At 57.8% G+C, this 23,852-nt stretch carries 12 protein-coding genes and 1 pseudogene; 5 read left to right on the plus strand and 8 right to left on the minus strand.

Going from position 1 to position 23,852, the window contains the following annotated elements; translation table 11 throughout:
- The first annotated feature begins 89 nt into the window (after positions 1 to 89).
- Positions 90 to 866, plus strand: coding sequence for an ABC transporter ATP-binding protein (locus HTIA_RS15250; protein ID WP_008528047.1), 777 nt, complete (start codon positions 90 to 92; stop codon positions 864 to 866).
- Positions 863 to 2,473: a hypothetical protein gene (locus tag HTIA_RS15255; RefSeq protein WP_008528048.1), complete on the plus strand. Its 1,611-nt coding sequence runs from the start codon at positions 863 to 865 to the stop codon at positions 2,471 to 2,473. Before HTIA_RS15250 ends, HTIA_RS15255 begins: the two co-directional genes overlap by 4 nt.
- A gap of 194 nt (positions 2,474 to 2,667) precedes the next feature.
- On the opposite strand, the gene HTIA_RS15260 is transcribed toward HTIA_RS15255, so the two are convergent.
- Entirely contained in the window at positions 2,668 to 3,162 is a 495-nt protein-coding gene (locus HTIA_RS15260; RefSeq protein ID WP_008528049.1) for a hypothetical protein, read from the minus strand.
- 221 nt (positions 3,163 to 3,383) lie between these two features.
- Here HTIA_RS15260 and HTIA_RS15540 point away from each other — a divergent pair, with 221 nt between their 5' ends.
- A complete protein-coding gene (locus tag HTIA_RS15540; protein WP_021029741.1) occupies positions 3,384 to 4,169 on the plus strand; it encodes an ArsR/SmtB family transcription factor in 786 nt (261 codons plus the stop codon).
- A 49-nt stretch (positions 4,170 to 4,218) separates the two neighbouring features.
- On the opposite strand, the gene HTIA_RS15270 is transcribed toward HTIA_RS15540, so the two are convergent.
- The gene (locus HTIA_RS15270; protein WP_021029740.1) at positions 4,219 to 5,211 is read right to left on the minus strand and encodes an IS5-like element ISHti7 family transposase; all 993 of its coding nucleotides are present in this window, start codon (positions 5,209 to 5,211) and stop codon (positions 4,219 to 4,221) included.
- Between the two features lie 212 nt (positions 5,212 to 5,423).
- Between HTIA_RS15270 and HTIA_RS15275 the strand changes: the two genes are divergently transcribed.
- A complete protein-coding gene (locus HTIA_RS15275) occupies positions 5,424 to 8,006 on the plus strand; it encodes a PD-(D/E)XK nuclease family protein (protein ID WP_044951451.1) in 2,583 nt (860 codons plus the stop codon).
- Entirely contained in the window at positions 7,999 to 10,881 is a 2,883-nt protein-coding gene (locus tag HTIA_RS15280; RefSeq protein ID WP_020931556.1) for a UvrD-helicase domain-containing protein, read from the plus strand. The genes HTIA_RS15275 and HTIA_RS15280 overlap by 8 nt, the downstream gene beginning before the upstream one ends.
- A gap of 21 nt (positions 10,882 to 10,902) precedes the next feature.
- Here the strand turns inward: HTIA_RS15280 and HTIA_RS15285 are convergent, their stop codons facing one another.
- The 6 genes and pseudogenes from HTIA_RS15285 to pglX all read right to left on the minus strand — a co-directional run.
- Complete coding sequence (locus HTIA_RS15285) at positions 10,903 to 13,821, minus strand: helicase-related protein (protein WP_021029738.1); 2,919 nt, start codon at positions 13,819 to 13,821, stop codon at positions 10,903 to 10,905.
- Positions 13,822 to 13,876: 55 nt separating this feature from the next.
- Positions 13,877 to 15,154 (minus strand): hypothetical protein, encoded by a 1,278-nt coding sequence (locus HTIA_RS15290; RefSeq protein ID WP_008528055.1) that lies wholly within the window; start codon positions 15,152 to 15,154, stop codon positions 13,877 to 13,879.
- A gap of 21 nt (positions 15,155 to 15,175) precedes the next feature.
- On the minus strand, positions 15,176 to 17,371 hold the full coding sequence (gene pglZ / locus HTIA_RS15295) for a BREX-5 system phosphatase PglZ (RefSeq protein ID WP_020931557.1): 2,196 nt from the start codon (positions 17,369 to 17,371) through the stop codon (positions 15,176 to 15,178).
- 2 nt (positions 17,372 to 17,373) lie between these two features.
- The gene (locus HTIA_RS15300; RefSeq protein WP_021029737.1) at positions 17,374 to 19,842 is read right to left on the minus strand and encodes an AAA family ATPase; all 2,469 of its coding nucleotides are present in this window, start codon (positions 19,840 to 19,842) and stop codon (positions 17,374 to 17,376) included.
- Entirely contained in the window at positions 19,832 to 20,038 is a 207-nt protein-coding gene (locus tag HTIA_RS15305) for a hypothetical protein (RefSeq protein WP_008528058.1), read from the minus strand. Before HTIA_RS15305 ends, HTIA_RS15300 begins: the two co-directional genes overlap by 11 nt.
- 109 nt (positions 20,039 to 20,147) lie before the next feature.
- Positions 20,148 to 23,843 (minus strand): annotated as a pseudogene (pglX, locus tag HTIA_RS16145) (BREX-5 system adenine-specific DNA-methyltransferase PglX); the annotation flags it as partial.
- Positions 23,844 to 23,852: the final 9 nt, after the last annotated feature.

The raw sequence follows: 23,852 nt of genomic DNA on the forward strand, positions 1-23,852 counted from the left end.
TAGAACAGATGGTCTGAGGGGTAAACCATACTCACTCGCTCGTTCCGAAACGCATAGGCGATTGGTCTGACAAACGATATCCGTTATCTATGCCCTCCACCGACGAAGACCTCGCCATTCAGACGACTGAGCTCCGGAAGGCCTACGGCTCTGAGGTCGCCGTCGACAGTCTCTCGCTCGCCATCGAGTCGGGGACGGTCTACGGCTTTCTCGGCCCGAACGGCGCGGGCAAGACGACCACGATGCGGCTCCTGACCGGTCTCACACAACCGTCCAGCGGAAGCGTCCGCATCCGTGGCGTCGACGTCGACGACCGGCGTTCTCTCGCCCCGCACGTCGGCTACCTTCCCGAGACGCCACCGCTCTACGAGGAGTTCAGCGCCCGCGAACAGCTTGAGTACGTCGCCGATCTGCGCGATATCCCGCAGAATGTCGCCCGAGAGCGAATTGCCGAGTATCTCGACCGATTCGACCTGACCGACGACGCCGACAAACGAATCGACGCGTACTCGAAGGGGATGCAGCAAAAAACCGCGTTCATCCAGAGTGTTTTGCACGATCCGGACGTTCTGTTCCTGGACGAACCGACGTCGGGGCTCGATCCCCGAGCCGCACGCACTATCCGAGAGTCCATCACTGACTTCGCCGACACTGGGACGACCGTCTTCCTCTCGACACACATCCTCCCAGTCGTCGAAGCCGTCGCCGACGCGGTCGGCGTGCTGTTCGACGGCCGACTCGTCGCCGAAGGAACGCCTGCGGACGTACAAGCCCGGGCAGAGACAGGCGAGAGTGGGTCGCTCGAGGACGCCTTCCTCGCCGTCACCAGTGAGCCCGACGCAGTCGCAACCTCCGAAAGAGAATGAATCTCAGACACGACATTCGCCACGGGCTCCGCATCGGCCGTGCAGAGTTCGTTCGGAGTCTCCGGGGATACCTCGGCAACACGCGTCGGCTCGCCGGGCTCGGGATCGCCGTGTTGTTCTTCGGCGGGAATCTCCTCTTTGTGCTTCCGGCAGCGTACGTACTCGGTCGAAGTGCTCGCTCAATCAGCGCGATTCCGTTCTTCGGCCCTGCTGCGACCGCCGCTCCCATCGCACTCGTCCTATTGGCGATACTCCGAACGCTGGAACGGATCGGGAGCATCGAAGCCGAAGACCTCGTCTTGACGGCAGTCCATCCCCGTGCAGTCGTCCTCGGACTCATCACCGCAGAAATCGGGCGACTCCTTTTGTGGTTCGGCCTTCCGGCAACGGCGTTCGCTGTCACGTTCGCGCTGGGATTGGGGACACCCTTACTCGTCGTCACAGGGGGGCTTGTCGCGCTGCCGCTCATCTGCTGTACTGCCGTCTGGGGCTACGCCGGTGGTCTCGGCGTGCTGCGGCTCCTGCGGCGGCTCCCCGGCGTCCATCGTCTCCTGAAAACGGGTGGAATCCTCGCGCTGATCGGGCTCGTCGTTGCCTCGCAGTTCCTCGGACAACTCATCGTTGAAGAGGGACTCTCGATACAGCGGTTCCTCGCGGTGTTCACCTTCGAGCCTCTAGTCGAGTACGTCGCGCTCGCCTTCCTCGGAACGCCCATCGCGCAGCCGACGTCGGCGTGGTCGATCGCAGTGCTCGGTGGGTTGCTCGCGCTCATACCGGTTGGACTGGCCGTCGCGACCAAACAGGCCGCCACCCTCTGGTTCACGGACCCACCGAGTCGAGGCACGTCGAACCAGGTGCGCACGTCGACCGGCGGATTCACCGCGCCACAGCCGTTCGCGTGGACCAAAGCGGGCCGCATCGCGTGGGCCGTCCTCGTGCGCGGCCGTCGCAACCCACAAGAGTTGAGCCACCTCCTGATGGCCGTCTTTTTCGTCGCCCCCCTTGGCACGACTGTCGTTCAGTCGTCGGATGACGCCATTGGACTCCTCATCGCGGGGATGGGCGTTGGCCTCGGGACGTACCTCGCGGGCGCGACCTTCGGCTTGAACCCACTGGGCGACGACCGCCCCCAGCTGCCCCTGCTGTTACTCACCGAAACGAACCCCCGCACCATCATCCGAGGACGAATGCTCGCCGGTGTCGCCGTTGGCCTCCCGGTCGCCGTGCTCGTCCCACTCGGCTCGATTCTTCTCGGAACATCACTAACCTCTGTCGTCGCGTTCGCAGTCGTCGGCCTCGGAATGTGTCTCGCCGCAGCGATGTTCGCGGTCGGGATCGGGTCGGCGTACCCTATCTACGAGGAGCGCGAGTTCTGGGGTACCGAGTCAGTCGTGCCGTCGACGCTCGTGATGCTAGGATATCTGTTCGTCGTGGGGGGTGGCACGATCCTCGGACTGATCGTTACCTGGTTCGCGATCAGCGGAAACCTAGTCGTGACGCCCGTATTCATCGTCGGGGTCGGTCTCTACCTGCTGGTGACCGTTGGTGTGTCGTACGGGTCGTACCGGTACGCAGTTCGTCGGTATCGGCGGTTCACCGTCGAGTAAAACAGCTGTGAGATGAAGTATGTCATAGAACTCTTCTCGTACCTTTTGGGGTGATAGATATAGGGCGCTAGTCGGTCACGCGAACACTCTCCAAAGCGCAGTGGTTGAATTATCACATACAGAGGACCCACCTATGGTTCAGTAAAGATGAACTGGTGTGTGAGCGCGGCGTGAGGCCATGTTCAAATCAGTAGCTACTCGCGGGCGAGGAGATAGCCGACGAGGCCCCCGATGACGACTGTTCCCCCGTATGTAGGCAGCAATCCGAGTACACCGAGGAATAGCGGGACGAAGAGGAGCAAAGCGAAGTCAGTGAGTAACTGAACCAACGGAGACACTCCCGGCTGCGGTTCGAAAGGAATTCCGCGGGCTACGACGAGGGCGAGTTCAAGAACGTAGAACGGCACCGGAAGTGCGAAGAGACCAACGAGCGCACCGACCGCGGCTCCGTAACGCGGCGAACGTTCGGCGCCGAGGCGTTCCCAGAGAAGCCACGCAAGGAGTGCCCCGCCGAGTACCCCGCCGAAGACGAACAGCCACAGGAAGCCGGACGGGAGGGTGAAGCCACGACCCGCGAGCAAACTCTGAACAGATTCAGTGAGGATAAACAAGAGCGCGAAGACGCCGCCTGTAGCTCCGAACGTTCGCACGGGGTGACGCCGGGCAACAGCTAGTGGCTCCCAAGTCATACCTGCCTGAAGGCGAAGAGCCCTAATAACGTACCCCTCTACTCGACTTCGCGTGGCATTCGTCTCTGATTTCTAGTGAGGATCCTACGTGAGCACGAATCTATAACTCTTACCGATACATACGCAGCCCTATCTGACAGCTGTTTCAATCGGAAAGTGGCGAACAAATAGGAGTTCAACAGAGCCAATCATTTTAACATTAGATGGGAACGAGATAAATGATGAGTCTGCTTCCCTCCACAAACGCCGTCGACACGGAGCAACACGGCGACCCGCGTGTCGTCGGTGTCGACGATGAACAACTCGACGACGTACTCGATGCAATCTCCTCCGATACTGCCCGCACGCTCCTTTCGGAGATCTACAGTGATTCAGGGACACCGAGTGAATTGAGTGACCGAACCAACTTCTCGCTCCAGAACATCTCCTATCACCTCGACAACCTAGAGGACAGTGGCCTCATTCGGGTCGCAGGGACGCGATACTCCGAAAAAGGCCGAGAAATGAACATCTACGCACCAGCGGAGGAACCGGTCGTCGTCTTTGTTGGCACCCAGGAGCGGAAATCCGGGTTTCTTGACCTTCTCAAACGGGTCTTTGGCGCAGTGGTTGCGCTCGTCGCCGCGACAGCGTACGTGTTCGTCGAGACGTTCGGCTATTCAGCAGGACCACCAAGCGTGTCAGAGAAAGAGTCACAGGAGAGCCAAACGGTCGGTAGTGGCAGACGCAAGTATTCTGTTGAGAGACGCTGCGGGTCTTTTATTTATCTTGCGAGCATCATCTTCGATATGCCCTCCAAAGAGAGTAAGAAATGGTTCAACACCCTCTCTGTGCTAGCCGTAGTCAGTTCCGCGCTGTTCATGTTATATGTCAGTTTTACCGGTTCCATGCCAGCAGTGTTCGGATTCAAAAATGGGTTCGTTCTGGTGGCTGTAGTGCAACTTTTCGCGGGTATTTCCCTGTGGGTGAACGAACCGACTCTCGGCTCATCAACGGATAGCGGGTAGCACACTACGAGTCAATGCTAACTACATAGAGCGTGTCGTAGAATCCATCTCACAGCTTCTCACAGCCCGGGTTGTTTCCTCGCTCGTAGTTGGTGATGGCAACGGCGAGCCGTAGGCAGAGTGCAAGGAACACTTCTGTTCGTGCGTGGACGCGGCCTCGGGCGCGGACGTGCCCGAGGCCGCAGTCCTTGACTGCGTCGTTGGTTCGTTCGACTCCTGTCCGTTTGTTGTACGTCTCGTCCAAGATGGATTGTTTCAGCTGAACGTCCTCGCTGTGTTCGGTAATGCGGTCTTCGACCCTGTACTCGATATCTTTCGGATCGTCAGTGTTTCGCGGATTGTACGGCGCGATTGGCACGACCCCTGCGGCCAGCAGGTGGTCGTGCCAATCGAGGATATCATAGGCGCTGTCTCCAAGCATCCAGATCGGTGTATCGACGGTGAGCGCGTCACGTATGACGCGCATCGCCGTCTCCTGATCCGCTTGTTTCGCTTGTGTGAATTCCGCTGCTATCGGGATTTTTGCGCCGGTTGAGACGATTGTACAGCCGAAGCCGTAGTAGTACTCCTCGGCTGTTGGGTCGTAGTTCCACGATGCTGCGTCGTTGTACTGGATCGCTTCGATGTGGGTCGAATCGATGGAGTACGTGGAGTCGAGCAGGCCGCAGGCGGCGGCCTGCTTGACAAGCCTGTCAAAGATATCGTCAATAACGTGTTCGAGGTCGGTGAGAAAGCGATCAATCGTGTCTCTGGATGGCGGTTTGTCGAGTCCACAGTAGTACCAGACGAGGTTGTGCTTGAGCTCTCTCGTCACCGGGCGTGTGCCGTAGACGTTTTCGTAGTAGCAGTGGAGAAAGCCGCGGAAGAGATCTGGTGGCTGATGCACTCGTGTTCGCCCCCGCTTTGAGGGGGCGAACACGTCGTACTCCAGAAGAAACTCGAACTCAAGGTGTTCGAACAGCGGTACTGTCTCGGTAGCCGCTGCATTCAAAAAGTCGTCTACCGAAGCTACGTCTTGCAGGGCGTTGGTACTGCTGGACACAGTTTCCAAACCCTGCGGCCTCCCTTGGGAGGCTTTCTATGACACGCTCATCCAACTAACTTGAATAGCTAAGCCAAGTAGTTGATCTAGATAGTTAACATAAACAAAGAGTATAACTAAACGAAATAGCTGACTGATCCAGATAGGCAATTGACTTGTGTCGGACTAAGCAAGAAGTGTCCATTTTTGTGGCCTGGGAAATGAATCGGTGTGTGTCATTACAACGGGCCCGCTCTATCGATGATCTCTTCGATACCGTGGCGGATTACGATCTCGTCCTAACGGTTGACGCGCCGCTCAGTCTCGCGCTCAATCGACGGCTGGACCACCCACGACTCGGTCGGTTCGCGGCAACGCCACAAATGCTGGCAGCTGACGAATTCCGCCCACAAGATCAACGACAACTCTTTCTCGCAGTGATCGATGCTACGGCACTCCCCTGGAAGCAGGCCGCCCATCTGATCGAGTTGATCCTTAGTTGCTGGGAAGAGACAGGTGACCATCAGGCGATCCTCGAGTTCGACCGCTACGATACACCGGAAACACGGGAAGTACTCGAGGTCATCGCGTCCGTCGAGAATGCGCATCGGGATCTCGACGAGTACCAGATCGACAAGGGCCTCGACGTCGCCGTCATCGGCGAAGCCCAGTTCAGCGCGCTGGACCGGTCGATCCTGCCCGCCGAGTACGACGCGATCGACCCGCTCACGAGCGAGGCCTTCGACCTGCCGGCGTTCCACAGCTTTGCCTCCCAGACGGCGATCGTCGAGGCGATCGTGGACAACGTGACCAGCGAGAACGCCGACGACGTGGCGGTTGTCATGGACCGGGGCGGGCCGTTCCCCGCGCTGATCGAGTCGGCACTCGAAGCGCGAGACATTCCCTTCTACGGCGGGCCAGGCTTCGCCGACGACGAGGGACTGCGAACGTTCTTCGAATTACTGAGGCTTGCACACGCAGATTCGAGAGTACGCGTCGGGGATGTCCAACCGATCGCTCGCAGTCTCGGAATCGAGCTCCCCGTAACGGACGATCAGAAACTCCTCCGTGAACTTGATGGGCGGACAATCGAACCGATCCAATCCTTCTGCGAGGACGTCGGCGAGTGGACCTTCGGCGAGGCGCTCGGAGAGTTCGCAGATCTGTCGGACCGGTCACTGGACGCTGTTCGTGCCGAACTCGACGTGCTCGGGTTGGTGGACAAGCCGGTCACGGACCGGCGGCTCGACGACCTGGCGTTTTACCTCAGTGCGTTCGACGTGCCGATCGACCGCGAGGACAGCGGCGTCCTGCTCGCCGACGCGAAAACGTCGGTCTATGTCGACCGGCCCGCCGTCTTCTATCTCGGCCTCGACGCCGACTGGACCCATCAAGTCATCGATCGGCCGTGGATCGACACCGAACAGAAGGACCGTGAGCACCTCCGGCAGTTCCAACTGCTCCTCCAGAACGGTCGCGAACAGTACTATCTTGTCCAGGAAACCAGCGCCGGCGAGCCGGTCCGTCCGTGTCTATACTTCCACGACCTTCTGGACGACGAAATCGAGGCGTTCGACGACTTCGAGACCATCCCGCACACGTATCGGCGAGGAGATGGCTCAACCGGTTTCGAGCACGACCCCGTCAACGCAGCGCCCGAGCCGATCGAGACGATCAGCCAGTCGAGTCTCAACACGTTCGTCAATTGCCCGCGCGATTACTTCTTCGACCAGCTCGTCGAGCAACCCGATCGGGACTACTTTCGGAAGGGCAATTGCTATCACGACTTCGCCGAGTTCTACGTCAACCATCCCGATGTGGTCGCTGATGCGGATCGGACAGAACTCGTCGACCGCTTCCTCGACGAACTCCGGCCGTTCATCGATCAGGTGGATCGTGACGTCCTCGAAACCGAGTTTGAGGTGGGCCTCGAACTGATCGAGCGATTCGTCGACGAGCACCCACCGGTCGAGCGTGACTACGACGAGTACGAGGTGCTGCCGTTCGGGAACCTCGTTGCCGACTATTTCGATCACCCGATCGATTCACCGATCACCGAGCAGTGGTTCGAAAATCCGGCCCTCGGCGGGAAAGGCAAGGTAGATCTTATCCACTCGTCGACGCAACTACTGGATTATAAGAGCGGGTCAGCGAAATCCGCGTCACAGGTCATGGATCGCTCATCGATCGAGGAGATCCACGACAAGCCGGACTTCCAGGCCATGCTCTATCTCGCCCACCACCGACAGGTCCGTCCCGACGAACCGATCAACTTCGTGTTCTATCACTTCCTCGATCTGGTGGACGACGCCATTACCGGATCCGCCGATGTCGAGGACGCGCTCGTCCGCGTGACCTACTATCCCGTGGCGTTCGACGAGTGGGCCGGCACGCGGACGGCGTTCGACGCACTCTGTGAGGGCGTCGCGGAGAGCAACGATCGACGGAAAACACTCGAAAAGTTGGGATATGACGCGTATGCCCAGTTCCTCGGTTCGCACACGTTTCCCGACGTCGACGAGAAGGAGATACTCCTCGATACCGAGTTTGCGGATGCATTCGTCAGGTACGCTCGCGACCGAGTCGGCGAGTACAAGTATGTCACGTCGGGAATCGAGAGCGCGCTCAAAACTTTGCTCGACCTGCGTGGCGAGAACTACTACCGTGACGATGTCGACGCCTTCGAGGCGTTCCTCGACGAGCAGATCGATCTGATCAACGAGTATCGAGAGTCGTCGTTCCCGGTCGGCGATCCCAACATGGATCGCGTGACCCATCGCGACCTGCTGCTGACCGAGGAGGCTAGCGATGACTGAACCCACGCCGAACGCCCGGCAGCGTGAGCTGATCGAGGCGACCGAGGGGATTCACGTCGTCGACGCCGGCGCCGGGACTGGCAAGACCTTCGCCATCACGCGCCGGTATGCGAATCTGCTCCGAGAGGGGTACGAGCCAGAGGACGTACTGTTGGTCACGTTCACGAACAACGCCGCCACCGAGATGAAAGAGCGCGTCGTCGCGCGGTGTGACTACTCCATGTCTGCGCTCCGGGACGCGCCGATCAGCACGTTCCACAGCTTCTGTCATGACCTGCTCCTCGAATACGGGACCGACGCACCGTCGTATCTCGGCATCGACGACCAGATCACCGGCTCGACGCAGCTGCTCGAGAACGAGGTCATCGAAGCCGATCGCTTCCGGACCTTCCTCTCGCAGTTCGTCGACGCCCATCACGAACACGAGGCTGTGTTCCGCGTGCTCAACGACCCGATGTCCCTGCTCGAGCTGATCAGAGAGCTTGCCGCGAAGGGCGTCTTCCCGACCGTGGATGGGTGGTATCGTGACGGCGAGGTCTCTCTGGACGGGGATTTCGAGGCCTTCGAGACGCTGTTCGCCGAAGCGAACGCGCCGAACGAGGGTGCGAACGGGGCCACGCAATCGGACCTGCGGGACTCCCTGAGCGGCTTCGAACGCGAAAGCTGCTTCCTCCCGGACGCACCCGGCGAGGACGAGTTACGAGACGGCTATCCCTCGATCGACGCGAAGTGGGCCGAAAAAGCGTTTGTGGAGGATCGCGAGGCGCTGAAGGACTTTGTCCACGACATCTACGTCGAGTACATCCAGTTCGCGCTCCGGCGGAACTACCTCAACTTCAGTTTCCTCCAGCTATTCGCGTTCGTCCTCCTCTGTGAGGATCACGCGCTCCGCGAGTCGATCGCCTTCGAGCAGGTGATGGTCGACGAGTTTCAGGATACCAGCGAGATCCAGTTCAAGCTGGCACTCTTACTCGCCGAAACCGACAACTTCTGTGTCGTCGGCGACTGGAAGCAGTCGATCTACGGTTTCCAGTACGCCGCCGTCGAGAACATTCGCTCGTTCGAACGACGACTCCAGGCGTACAAACGCGAACTCAACGGCGAGCACGAACGCGTCGACTTCCCCGTCCAGGAGGTGAACACGATCCCACTGCGGCGGAACTACCGCTCGACGCAGTCAATCCTTGATCTCTCGCGGCACGCGCTGACGGTGCCCGCGACGGGCAGCGAGTCGGTCGACCGAACCGTCGATGACATCGACGGGCTCGAGGCGGCGACTGATCGGGACCACTCAACGATCGCGGCGTTCACGAGTGCGAGCGAACACAAGGCGATCCTCGATCGGATCGAGACGATCGTCGGCAACGACGCCTACGCGGTCAACGACGAGAACGGCGACCTTCGCACTCCACGCTACGACGACATCGCGGTTCTCACCCGGACGCGACGCTTCGGTCGGGAGTTACAGACCACGGCCGACGAGTTCGGCGTCCCGGTCGCCTATGAGGGCGGCGTGAAGCTCTTCGAGACCGATCAGTCGATCCTGTTGCTCGCGTGGCTCCGAATTCTCGCTGACGAGGACTCGCGACGTGGCTGGGCGGTCGTCCTCGAACAGGCTGGCTACACGCTTGCGGAGGTTGAGCGGATCTTCGAGGAGCGAGCGTATCCTGACGCAATGGTCGCGTTCCGTGATCGACTCGCGGGAATGGAGTCTATCGGGGCGATCGCCCGCCAGGTCTTCGAGCGGTACGGCTACGACGACGCGTATGCAAGTTCGCTCGTCGCCCTCCTGCAGGACGTCTCGGACGGGACGACGCGGAATCTCGGCGGGATGATCCGCTTCATCGAGCGGAGTCTGGACGCTGAGGCGACTCACGAGATCGACGACAACCCTGGTGGGGACTCGATCACTGTCCAGACGATCCACGCGGCCAAGGGACTCGAGCACCCGATCGTGATCGTCTCGAATATCAACCGGTACAGCTTCCCACCATCGGGTGGCGGCGACGACCGTATCCGCTACGAGGATCCGATTGGACTCCGCCAGACGAAGCTGTCTTCGACAGCCCACGGCCGGCCCCACCGCTACGACAACTGGCGGTATCGCGTGCTGTCGGCCTGTCTGGATCGTGACTACGACGAGGAGCGCCGACTGCTCTACGTCGCGATGACGCGAGCGCAGGATCACCTGCTGTTCTCGGCGGGCGCGGAGCCGAGTCCACTGTTCGAGAACCTGCCGCTGGAGGCCGAGTCCGTCGAGCCGGAGCTCAAGGGCTCTGGGATCGACCGGACCGAACAGACGCGATTGCAGGTGTCAATCCCCGAGCCCGACGTGCCGGCGGGCCAGTCACCCCACGCCCTGATGGACGACCGGGTGTTTGAGGACCGCGATGAGGGCCGTGGGATCGAGTTCGGCAATCGAGTTCACGACTTCGCCGAGCGGTATGCCGCCGGTGAGGAGATCGAGCCTGCGAGTGATGACGAACGGCGGGTGCGAGAGTTCATTGACGAACTGGACGGAACGCTACTTGTCGAAGAGGACGCCTATCTGCCAGTCTCGGTCGGGGAACAACAGGTAACGATCTCCGGCGTAATCGACTTGCTACACGTGACTGACGATCGTGTCGAGATTGTCGATTACAAGACCGATCGTACCCGGGACGCCGAAACCGAGTATCGCAAACAGCTAAGCGTCTACTATCATGTCGTCCGACAGCTGTATCCCGATCGAGAGATTGTTCCAAGACTCTTCTATTCTGGTGAAGGTACCGTTGTAGCCATCTATCCACTCTCGATGGGATCTCTCTCGGATCTGGTTAAAGTCGAACGGAAATCAAATGGAAGCGATCAGGGCGAGAATCCCATCAGTCGATAGGTGAGTGTGCGATTTCGGTTGTCAGAGTGGGAGTGTCAAACAGTAGTTCTCAACTTCAGGCGCCAGTGAAATGACCTGCTCCCGACGATTCAGCTCTTGGCGACGTGCCTCGATTCGTTCTTCGAGCTTTTCGAGGCGTTCACGCTGGCCCCGGATCGCGATGTCCATATCCGAGCCGGCCTTGGACTTGCGTTCGTACTCCTCGATAAAGGACTCGATGCGCTCGCGTTCGGACTTTGCGTACTCGTTGAGGTTCTCGAGTTCCCGGTCGGTCTCCTCGTGACGTTTTGAACTGAGGTCGGACTTGATCTCGTTCACCCGAGCACTCACATAGCGGTCGGCAGCTTCACGAAGTTCGTCCTCGGCATCCACTACGGTCCGGATGTCATCCACCGCTGGTTTCGCAGATACCGTCTCACCCTCAACAACCCGCTCGCCGAGCGCCTGTTGGGCATCTCGCTGCTCGGCGTCGACGAAGACGGGGATTGTCTCCTCGCGGATTACCTCTCCCGTGCCATCCTCGAACGCCACGCGATAATTGTAGGTGACTCCCGGCGTGTCGACGAACGGGAGGAGTTTGAGGCCGACCTCTCCCCGATCGGACTCCAGCACGCGTGCCATGAGTCGCTGGAGGACGTCCGTGTCGGGCGCAACGAACGTAATGTCCTCGTGATCCATCGCGAACTCGCGGTCGAAGGTAAACGGCCCGAAGGTCGCGTCCGCGTTCGGTGGACGGATGTCGTCGGGTAATTCGGCCTGATAGAGATTGGTGCCGCGCTTCTCGAACTCGCCGTCGAAGGCCTCGACTGCCTGCTCGAAGAACTCTCGAATGTCGCCCTCGCTCCCGTAGACGTCCTCTGACTCGTCGACGACCTCCTGGATCTGCCGGCGACTCTCGGCATCAAACGTGCTCGTATCGACGAGGCTCCGCTCGTACCACTCTTCGAGCGTCCGCTGGCGCTCCTCGATCATCTCCTCGAGTTCCTCTTTGGTCGCACTCGGCGGTTCGTCGTTCTCGATGGACTCCATAATGAGCGAGTCCACGTCGATGTCGTCGAGGATGCCGAGCACGTCAGCCGTGTTTCCGAGTTGAGAACGAATCTCTTCGACCTTGGTCTGGAGCATCTCGAAGATCTCGCTTTCGCGGGTGTCGTCGAAAAGGAAGTTCCAGACTTTGACCTCCTCCTCCTGTCCGTAGCGATGAATACGACCGATCCGCTGCTCAAGGCGGTTCGGGTTCCACGGAAGCTCGTAGTTGGCCATGATGTGGCAGCTGTGCTGGAGGTCGATCCCCTCGCTCGCTGCGTCGGTCGCGAACAGGAGCCGCGACTGGCCGTGGTTGAATTCGTCTTCGATCCGCGCCCGGTCGTCCTTGTCCACGTCGCCGTGAATCACGAGAATCTCGTCCGCCCACGGCTCGTCCTGCACGTACTTGAGGAGATAGTCGAGCGTATCGCGGTACTCCATGAATAGCAGGAGTTTCTCGTCCGGCTGCTCCTCGAGGAGTTGGGAGATGAACCGTCTGACCTTCTGTGCCTTGGAGTCGACCGGCAAATCTTCCGCCAGCGAGACGAGGTCGCGGAGCGTATCGATCTCCTCTTGGAGCTGTTCGTCGGTACTAGTGACGGTCAGGCCGGCAATCTCGTCTTCTGCATGTTGCTTGTCGTCCTCGTCCAGATCCTCACCGTCGAGATAGGCTCGCGCTTCCTCGGAAAGGCCGTCAGTATCCGCCTCTTCGTCGAGAAGGTCGTCCAGTCGTCGACGGAGTGTCGCATGAATCGCGCCGACACTGCTCACCAGCCGTTTCTGCATTAGCGCCATCGCGAACCCGACGGCAGGTTCGTTTAACTTCTCCGAGCGGTTGTAGACGTTTTTGACGTAGTCGGTGACCGCGCGGTAGAACTGCCGCTCGTCGTGCGTCATCGAGACCGATACCGAGTTGACCTTCCGGTCTGGGAAGACGCGTTCACCATCCTCGTCGTAGATATCGGTCTTCCCGCGACGGATCATCACGCGGTCGACTGTCTCCTGTGAGAGTTCCCGGTTCTCGGCGACGAGGAACGGGTCGATATACTCGACTAGTGAGCGGAACGCCTCGCCCTTCCCGTCGTGGGGCGTCGCGCTGAGAAGCAGCAGCGAGTCGGAATTCCCAGTAACGGTATCAACCATGTTTGCCGTCTTGCTCGGTGATTCCCCTCGCTTTGCGGCCTTGTGTGCCTCGTCGACCACGACGACGTCCCAGAACGCTTCCCGGAGTGCAGGCCGGAACTCTTCCTGTCGCAGGAACGCCATGCTGGTGACGAGCTGTTGCTGGTCTTGGTTCCAGATGTTGGCTTCCTCGCCAAGCCGTCGACGTTCACCTTCGACCCACGCCCGGTCTGCGACGGTTAGATCGACGTCGAAGAAGCGATCCATATCTCGTATCCACTTCTTCTGGAGGTGAGCGGGGACGACGAATAGGGCACGGTCGGCGCGATTCCGGGCGGCGAGTTCCTTCAGGATGAGTCCCGCCTCTATCGTTTTCCCGAGCCCGACATCATCGCCGATGAGCGCCCGCTGCCGAAGCTTCTGCATCACCCAGTTCACGGCGTCGAGCTGGTAGGGTTCCAGTCGAACAAGCGAGTTCGAGATGCTCAGGAGCTGCCCCTGCTCGTGGGCGAGCTTGAGTTTCGTCGCCTGCGTGTGGAGGTCGAACCACTGTGCCGAGACCGCATCGTGATTAGGATGAAGATCATCAATTCGCTGGTTGGACAGTTCCTCGATCCCGGATCGATGCGGTTGAATCTCGACATCGTCGAGACAGACCGTCTTAGCGCCCTCCCCTTTGATGTATGCTCTCAGATACTCGATCTCTCCGACCGTTTGGGTTTTGATGACTTCAGCCGGCGCTCCGTTGAGAATCACCCGCTGCCCCGGAGAGAACTGGGTAGAGTTTGTCATCGAGTGATGTCTGTGTCAAGACCGTACGCCGTCTTCAAGATTGCCAGTCCGCGCATTATCGGGCCTCCGTTCCGGCGAACGACCGTAGGGTACGTTCGATCTCCGACTCAACGTACTCGATTTCTGCACTGTAGGCATCTACGATGTCGGCGTAATACTGCGGTATCTTCCCAGCCAGTTCCCGACTCTCAAACTCCTCGGTGTACGTCTCCAGAATGGAACCCGCGGCGGCTTCGTTGACCAACGTCCGTTCTTCGTTCTCGATGAATTGTGTGAGGACTGGCTGCATTACCGAATCGGGGACATCAATGGCACGCTCGGCCGGGAGTATCGACTCGAATAATCCTCCGCCGAGGTACGGTACGTCGCTGAAGCTCTCTGGAAGTTCGGCGTCGCGCTGCTGTTTTGGAGTCGAAAGCGCATCGTAGAACAACGGCTGGAGGTATTGAGAGTAGAAGCTTCCCCGGAACCGATTGAGCCCCTGATTATGCTCGCCCCACTGGGAGTGGAGAGCGACACGGTCGAGGATACCGCGATCTGCCAGCAGTTTCACGAAGGCAAGTCGGTCAACGAGTAGTGCCGCGATGGCCAGTTTCTCGGACTTTGAGGCGTCTGTCGGGTGCTCGATTGCGTCAACGAGGGCTGCATCCAGATGCTGGTATTCACCGTTGCCCGTAGTTACCTCCAAGTAGAGGTCGTAAAACTCGGTCAGCCCCCCGATAGCTCGCCGGATACCATAGTGATTGAACGTCTGGTAGAAGTCACCCAACACTCCTTCGACGGTGCCGTTTTCCTGCAGCTCTTCGGTGTAGCTGACCAATCCTTGATTGCGGGCAATCTGTCGTACCGCTGGTGCGATGTTCTGCTCTTCGACGACGGTGACGAGATCTGCTCGACCGCGTTCATCCGTTTTGACGGCGTACATTCCCCATCGGAATCCGTCAGTCGAAAACCCGTACTCGTATCGGCGTGAGTCGAGGTACCCCTCGATGTCACCCTGCGCGGTTTCGAAGTTGTTGACCGATTTGTTCTCTCCGATAACCGCTTCAGAGAGATTGTCGATTCGGAAGTCCGGCTGCTCATCGCTGTCACCGACGGGATAGTACGGTCTTGGTGTATATTCGTAGCCGAGCGTCTCCAGAATCGGCCAGATGAGAGCATCTTCGACACACCGCTCGGGTGTTTGGCCGAGATTCTTGCTCTGAAGTGTGCCGTCTGCCTCGACGACCTCACTGAGCCGTGGCTCGTCCATCTGGTTGTCAAGCGTCGTCAGAAAGTCGATGATGTGACTCCGAATAGCGGTGGTCGCTTCTTCTATTTCCTGTGATGACATAGATGCGAAGTTCGTGAGAGATTAGCCCTGCGTGATGCTGATGAAGTCGAGCACGAACTCCTGTGGTAGAAGTCCGCCGTGGTAGAACCGCGCGTCACCGAGCCCCTGCTTTCTGAACCGCTTCAGTGGGCTCGCAAGGATGCTGACATCGGCGTCGAGGTATCCCAGTCGGGAACTGGAGTCGAGTAGCACGCCGGGCGAATCCTCGGCCACATCCTCCCCGGCGATCCATCGGCGCCCGGAGTCGGACGCTTCCGCCGGCCGCGAGATCTTCTCCGGCGACGCGTTGTCTGGGAGCAGAACGAACCCGTGGTCGGTCAACACGTAGGCCTGATCCCACTCGCCCTGTTTGAGTTTCGTGCCAATGAACTCCGCAAGCGAGTCGACGCGTCGCGCCAGCATCGCCTCGAGATCGTTGAGTTCCTTCTCACCGATGTCGTCGATGTCGTTCTTAAAGTAGGCGACTCGCGTCGACTGCCAGCCGTCTTCCTCCTCCTCGCGAGTGACCGTCCAGCCGTCGCCACCCAACAACGACTCGCGGCGGTTTGTCGTCACACGACGATTGTTTCGGCGGGGCTGTAACTCACCATCGACCAGCGAGACATCGAACATCTGGATCTCTCCCGGCGTGAGTGCAGCCTTCCCGAACTCGGTCTCTGAGGGGAGCGTTCCGAGCCAGACGTCTTCATCGACGGCAAACTCGGGGGCGTCGGCCGGGAGTGTCGCCACGTAGTCACGCAATTCGTCCGCGAGCCGGCGAGCGAGGTCGAGCCGAAGGGCGTCGATGACGAACAGCGCAATAGTCTGGCCGCTTTCGAGGCCGTCTGATTCCTTCGTGAAGAACTGGTAGGAGTGATCTTCGTCGACGAACGGAGCGCCAGCTTCGACGGTATCGGTGACGAGGTCGCCGAGGTCTTCGAGGTACTCGACGTATTCCGATTGGAGTTGGGTTCGGAGGTCGTCGAGCGCGGCGGTCGCGGGATGATCATCGGGGAGGTCGGTCTCGGGCTCTCCCGCGACGACGAGGTTGAGCACCGCGTTGTCGATCTGCCATGTGCCGTCGTCCCGATCGGCGTACAGCGAGACGACGTCGTCGGTGGCGCTCTCGTCCCACGTTTCGAGCTGGTGCGCGAGGCGAGCGATCTCTGCAGCCTGCTCCCACGTCCGCGTCCACGGACTGTCCGGGCCGTAGGCTCCCTGGTAGGAGCCACGGAAATCCTCGCTCCCGAGCAGAGCGTCGTACCGCTCCTCGGCGCGCTCGAGACACGTCTCGTAGTCGCCGGCGTCGAAGGACGCGTGCCACTCCTCCCAGAGGCGACGTTCGAGCGCGGCGTCGACGATACAGTCCGCGAGTTCCCACGGGTCGTCGACGTCCGCGACGACATCGGGCCAGATTGCCTCGCCGAGGTAGCGGTCGGCGAGGAGGCTGGCCGAGGTGGTATTGTTCAACAGCGACTTGAGCTCTGGGAGGTCGTGGTCGCCGGCCGTCTCGGCGCGGAACTCCCTCGGGAAGCGTTCGGCGTCGGCGCCGGCGTGGATCAGCCACTCGGCGACTGCCCACCGACGCGTCGCCGCGACGATCCCCACGGGTTCGTCCTTGCTAGCGACCGCGTCGACGCCCTCGCTGGTCAGCAAGTCCTGCATCTGCTCGATGGTGTCGGAACTGTCGTCAATGTCGCCCCAGCCATTCTCCAGTACGAACGCGACCGGATCAGTGTAGCCGCCGGTGACGATCTGCGTGCGGAGCTGTTCGAGCGTCGGGAGTTGTCCGCCGGTGAGTTGGTCGTGGAGGATCCGCGCGATCTCGCGGCGCTTCGTGGGGTCGTCCGCCTGCGTCGCCGTTTTTAGCTCCCACGCATCGAGTTGCCCGCGCTCGAACGCGTGGACGGTGAGGTCTTCGATGCTCATCTCCACCTCGCTCCCCGTGTGCTGGACGTCCCGGAACCAGTCGTAGTCGCCCTCCTTGTCTGCTGGCTCTTTGACGTGGGGGACGTACCAAACCTGCTTGCCATCTACTGGGTCAGCGCGTAGTTCGAGCGGTGTCTTCTCGGCAGTCTTTAGCGGGACGCCGAGTTCGTCGCAGGCCTGCTCAATGATGTCCTTGAGGTAGTTGTCGTCGTCCCACCAGAGGACTATCGGATCTTCCGACTCTGCTCCATCGAATTTGCGGCGAATTGTATCTTTCGCGGCCTCTGGGAGAGATTTTGAAGCTTGCATGATTACTTGTCTTTCTTTAGATTGATGTCCGTGTTTGAGCAGTTACATCGCATACTGACTGGTCTATCTCCCTCCTCCAGAACACGTAGACAGGAGTTGCAATCTTCGCACCACAACATTTCATAGAAATCTCGATATGCTTCAACTGCTGGCCTCAATTCTTCCGCAGTACATCGAGCAAACTCTGATTCTGTCTCATTCCAGTGAACATTTGGATTGAGTGCGGCACCATATTCATCCATTCGAGTTGAGACATCTCTCGCTTCATCTTCCAAATCCTGTAGATGATCTATATCTCTCCCCCACGAATTTTCCGCTTCCTTAGCTTTACTTAGAAGTTCTTTATAACGTGACACAGCCCCGTTTTTGAAATCACCCAGTGTCCATTGGCTATCCGACTTGAAGGGAACTTTTGCATCTAAACGGTCACAAGCTTCACGGAGAAACCACTCTCCCATACGCCTTGTCTGGTGGGCAGCAATGGATGTATTGCCCTTTTCCAATTCAGCTTCGATAGTTTCCCATTCCATTTCTGGTCTCTCCAAGGTCAAGGGTCCGTCCTCAATATTCCACCCTGAAAACTGAACGGCGTTTGATGAGTATACAACTCCAGATGACCTCAGATGCCGATGCCATAGATCATCATGCGTGGCTATGATCATTTGGTACTCTTCGGTGAGTTCTGAGCCCATCAGCTTCGCTAGCGGACGTCTGTGATCCGCATCAATCGACATCACCACGTCATCAAGCATTATGATCGGCAGGTCTTCTTGCTCCTGCAGCCAATCACAGAGAGCCAAATACAGACAGATACCCATACTATCCTGATGACCCTCGCTGTGCAGAGCGTGTGGTGGATACTGACCTTTTTGATAGAAGTCCACCTCCACGTCCAATCCAGTCTCTGTCGGATTCAGACCGATGCTAAAGTCACTTTCGTCGCCATGGATCGAAGTGTAGTACTGTTCGAACTGATTTTCTATTTCGGTGTAGATCTGGTTCAGAATCTCGTCACGCGCATCGATAAATGTTTGATGCGCTGTTTTCATATCCTGAGCTACTTGGCGTCTCTTCGACGCACTATAGCTCACCTCAATCATTTCATTATACCGGCTTTCAGCTGCATTGAGAGTCTGCCATGTCTCCTCCAATTCGTCAAGCTCAGGGCCACTCTGGATATGAGACACGATATTCTCAAGTAGCGTTTTCAACTCGGACGGCGTCAGTAAGTCTCGACGTTCCTTGTCAGTCAAATCCTCTTTGGGAGGCGGCGATAAGAGGTCCTCGTCGTATTGATTCTCCCAATTAGAAATGGTCGTAATAAATTTCTCGACGGGTTCTTGGTCGAATCGTTCAACACCCCGCAGAATTTCAACGAGTGACTCCGCAGTTACTCGGACATCGGTCAGGTGTTGCTGCGCGGCATCGTTCTTTGATTCCAGATCGTCTAAGGCCTCTTCGAGCTGTTTTGCTTTCTCCAGTCGATCGGTTAGGTGGTCCTCAAGTTCGTCTGGTTCCCACGGATCCAAACAAAGCGGACACCGCTCATTCTCAGGCTCAATCGCATCACGACCGAGGCGAATGAGCTGTTGCTGTTCTAGAGCACGAATCCTTTCGGAATCTGCGTCTATGTCGTTCCACTTTTGCCGGAACTCACTGTCAGCTTCGAGAAATTCCTCGACGCCTTCTTCAAGCCACTCCTGAATTTCCAAGACGCGTTGTCGTCCGTCTGACCGGAGAAGAGGAGAGGCGACTACACGTCTGGAAGGCGAATCAATGCCTGACAAAAATGACTCGTCGGTGATCCTGTTGAGTGAGTCTCCCTCCAACTCATCACGAAAACGATTAATCCCATCAACAATTCTCTCATCAGAGTCTAGATCCAACGTCTCTCGGAGGCTAGATCGATGGCTTTCTGCTTCACGTTCTAGCTCGCTGGCCTGAGTATCGAGTTTGTCATAGGCATTTTCGAGAGCAAGTCTCCGGTCTTTGACGTTCTCGATATTCAGTAGAGTTCGCAATCTCTCAGAACGAGTCCCACTCTTTGCAGTGATGAAGTCAAGAATTTCATCTCGAGACAGAAGGTGCAATCCTCTATCTGCAGCACTGGCAACTGACTCAAACCGATCGGAACAGTCTTCATTTTCGGTTTCAATTGATGGACTGTCTCTATTATCTAAATCTCGACGAACAGTAACCGTGTTCCCATCAAGAGAAAAGCCACACTCTACCCAAGCCTCATTTGGCTCCGCATCGACGTGTGGCCCATGACGCTTTTCAGTAATTGATCGAGTTCCTTCTCCAGAAAGATCTTGGATCGTACCAGTCAAAAGGAAATCAATTGCTTCGATTACCGAGCTCTTCCCCGATCCATTCGGTCCGACGAGAACGATATTGTCCTTGCTTGGTTCGATCTCGAACTTCCCTTTGATACCTCTGAAATTCGAAATTGTAAGCCTCTCAATCTTCATTTTCAAGAACTTCCTCTTCGATCAATTCTGTAATTTCGTTGCCTCCTCCGAAATCATCTTTCTCGAGTTGAGCTTCCATTACTTCCGTCACATCAAAGTCCACGTCGGATTCCTGTAGTCGGCGCATGAATTCCCCAGCGATTCGCTCTTCAACATCCCCGGTTTGGAACTCGGCAGAACCCTTTTCTTCGGACATACTCTGCCCCTTTACCGCCTCCCTAATTAGAGTATCTGTCACGTATAAAAATACTACACAAATGAACTATAGATCAGGTAGCTATCGATTTTGTCCAAATTGAGCCCAGTTAGAGTATCTTGTCCTCAACGATATCCGGAACGACACTCTGCTCCGCGAGCGGTGTGATATTGATCGCGACCCCATGCTTCTGGTTGGGCTGGTAGCCGGCGGTCGTAATCTCCGACAGCGCCCGATCCGACCAATCAGAGGGAATCCGCTTATCGACGGTCTGACAGCGGTCGTCGATCTCTTCGGCCAGCGCCTTGAACTCCGCTAGCGGCGGTAGGTCGTCAACGTCATCGACATCTTCATCGTCCGCAACCTGTTCGAGATACTCCTCGTTGATGATGGAAGCGTCGTCTACTCCCGTCGCGAGCGAGGCAAGCATTCGTTCGTCCTCGGTCAAATTGTCGAAGGGGTCCCCGTCTTCGTTCAGCAACTCGGCTCCCTCGCGCTCGAAGTAATATGTCATGAAGAGGATGCCCGTACTGGAGTAGTGATCCGAGCCCTTGAGCCGCCAGTTGAAGTAGTCGAAGAGGTCGGCGAGATGTGCCTCGACAGGTTCGTCGCTCGGCTTGGCGTACTCCTCGCAAGCGTGTTCGAGTTCGTCGAGTGCGTCCAGCCACTCCTCACGCCACTCGTCAACCTTGTTCCAGAACCCATCGGAGAAGGTATCCTGGAACCACTCCTCGTCGTTCCGTTCCCGGAGTTGTTCAAGTGTGTCGATACGCTCGGCGGTCTCATCGCGGAACGCGGCGACCTTGGGTGCGAGTTCCTCGACGAGTTCGCGGTCGTCCGCGTCGAAGTCCCGCTCGCTGGTGGAGCCGAGTTCCTGCATCACCTCTTCGAATTCGGCGATCTGTTCGAGGGCGCTCGAACAGAACTCGAACTCGTCGGTCGCATCGGCGCGGTCGCTCGTGGAGAGTGACTCATCGTTCCGGCGCTGGTTCGCTGCCGAGCGGCGGTCGCGGAGTTCGGCCTTCCGCGGTTCGAGGTACTCGTTGCTCAAGCGGTCGAACAGGCTGGCGTCGAGTTGGTGGTAGTCGACGAAGCACGCGAAGCCCTCGCCCTTCGCGTCGGCGAGGAGTCGGGCTGTGCTGAGCTTCCAGACGATGGGCGTATTCTCCATCGTATCGACGTGGTAGGCGAAGAGGTCATCCTTGATGAACGACCGGAGGTTGGGATACGCCTCGTCGCCGGCGGATTCGGCCCCGAGGATGCCGTCGACCTCGACGAGACGGTCTTCGGCGTACTCGCCGTAGGCGTCTTCGAACCGCTCGACGATGCGGTCGAGCAAATCGGCCTGTTCGTCCGTGCCTTCGAGCGGGATGATGCCGTCCGATTCCTCGCGGACAGCCTCCATCGCGAAGTGGTGGACGAGGTCTTTGACTTGTTCATTTAGAGGAATATCGACTGGATTCTTTTTACCCTGTTTCACGGTTTCTGCCGTACGGAGTGAGATTTCTCGTTCGATATCGAATTGAGCCTCCTTTCCGATGTCCAGCGACCTATACATGTGATCGTCAACCTCTTGAGCATATTTTTCTAAGGCATTCCTGGCTTCTTGCATCTGTTCGACAGATTTCTCAGCAAGTTCCGCTAATGACCTAGATTTCGGGAGATGTTCTGACATCTCTTGTGTGACCGGCAATTGTTCCGAGAAAGAATGTTCGTAGAATTGATCGGCTGAATGGTCCGCAAGTAGAGTTGGTGATGTATAATATGGGCTAGTTGGATCATCACGTTGTATTTCGATTGCTGTTTGATACTGGTTTTGTCCTAGCTCACGCAACTTTTTATCACTGACTTCTTCGACCCATGGTAATCGGCCGATATCTCCTTGGTTCCACTGTCGTTCTGGCGTGAGCGAAAGGACAAGGGCATGGTAGAGCTGCGAATTTAATGCCACCATAAGCTCCCAGGCGTCGACCTCTGTTGGGAAGACCATCGAACCTGCAACATCAAAGCGGCAGCCTGGTGGGAGATGACCGAATCGTCGCCCCGTTTCCTTTATATATGTCCATGTAAGACCGGGTTCACCATAGAACGGTTCATTTCGAAGAACCGACCATTCGGCGCGTCGAAGCACAGCACCGTCCTCACGCCAATCAACCGTTTCGTGGACAGTTGGTGCAATCCATGCATCGCTTCCCCCTTTCGCATATGGCTTGTACTCCGTTAAACCGCTGACTTCCCAGTGTTTTCGAAGGAATCGATCGTTGTTTCCAGTTTGTAGTCCCGTCGCAATAGTAGCAATCCCTTCACCCTCAATGTTCGCAGTATCGGCGTCAACCTTCTTCTTTGACAAATGCAATTGACGTACCGGCTGGGGGATATAGTAACTAATTGGCGTGCCAGGGACTGTAGTAAACTCAGATAAATTAATATTATATACTCGCTTTGTCGATTCACTTTCGCCCCCCGAAATCAGAGAAATAAATTCATTCTCTTTCTCTCTGGCCCTCAGGTCGTGTAACCGTAGGAACGTTCCTGTGGGATCCTCCTGTTGCGATCCTGTTCTGAGTACGGTACCCACGGTACGGACTGTTGCATTGTCGAGAATACCAAGGCCAAACTCGGCTAAGAAGTCAAATGACCCTTCTCGTTCGACGAAATCAGTACGGAACTCTTCAAATGACTTCTTGAACATGAACGACCGAGGCATCAGCACTCCAATTCTACCATTACGTCGAGTGAACCTTCGACATATTTCAACAAACGAAATGTAATACTCTGGATAGTATCGATAATTGTCTTCAACATATGCCTGAATCCGATCTGGCATTCGTTTTCGTGATCCATACGGTGGGTTCATCAACGCCACATCGTAGTCCTGCGCCAGCACGTCCAGCAGCCGGACGAAGCTCCGCAAGTCCTGTGCCAAGAACGAGTCTTCCTCACGGTGCTGGTCGACGGCCTCACGTAGACTGTGAAGAATCTGGCCAAGGGTATGATCCTCGCGGGGATCGTCATCCAGCGTGATCTGGACGCTCTCTTGATCGACTTCATCCTTGAACAGATCGCCGAGTGTCCCCCGAACGTCGAGCAGACTCCCCAGACCGTGGACTTCCTCGAACGCATCGAGGATACGACTGAGGGCATCCTCCACGTCGGATTTCCCGTCGGCCACCTCGTCGAATACCTCCTCGACGCCGTCAATGTCGGCCACCTTCGCGTCGGCACAGACGATGCCGACCTCCGGCATGTCGAATCCGTTGGCGCCCTCGGCTTCGGCACGCGTTCGGCCCTTCAGATAGAGGTTGAACGCGGCGAGTTGGCAGGCACGCATATCGAGGTCAACGCCGTAGAGGTTGTTTCGCAGGATCTCCCGAGGAATCTTTGCGTGGTCGAGGTTGGTCTCGGCCCGGTAGATGCGCTCCAGCACGTCGAACGCGTACAACAGGAAGTGTCCACTACCACAGGCCGGATCGATGACGCGAATGTCCTCGGGGCCGTCGAACGCCGGTGGCTCCCCTTCCTCTTCAGACGGGACGAGATAGGTGCAAAAGTCCGCGATGTCCGGAGATTCGTCAGGCGAGAGCGGGCGGTTCTTGCGCTCGTCGGGCGTCATCGAGTCCTGTCTCTTGACGGTGTCCTGTAGCTCCCCTCGATCTTCGAGATAGAGTTTGCCGAGAGAATTGTCGGTGAGCATCCGCACGACCCAATGCGGGGTGTAGAACTGGTTCGCTGCCGGCACGTCGTCGGGCTCCAGCCCCTCGCGGTCTCCCTTCCGTCGCAGATCGTCGAGGAGCTTTACGTTGTAGGTACGTGT

The organism is Halorhabdus tiamatea SARL4B (genome assembly GCF_000470655.1).
Lineage (GTDB): Archaea > Halobacteriota > Halobacteria > Halobacteriales > Haloarculaceae > Halorhabdus > Halorhabdus tiamatea.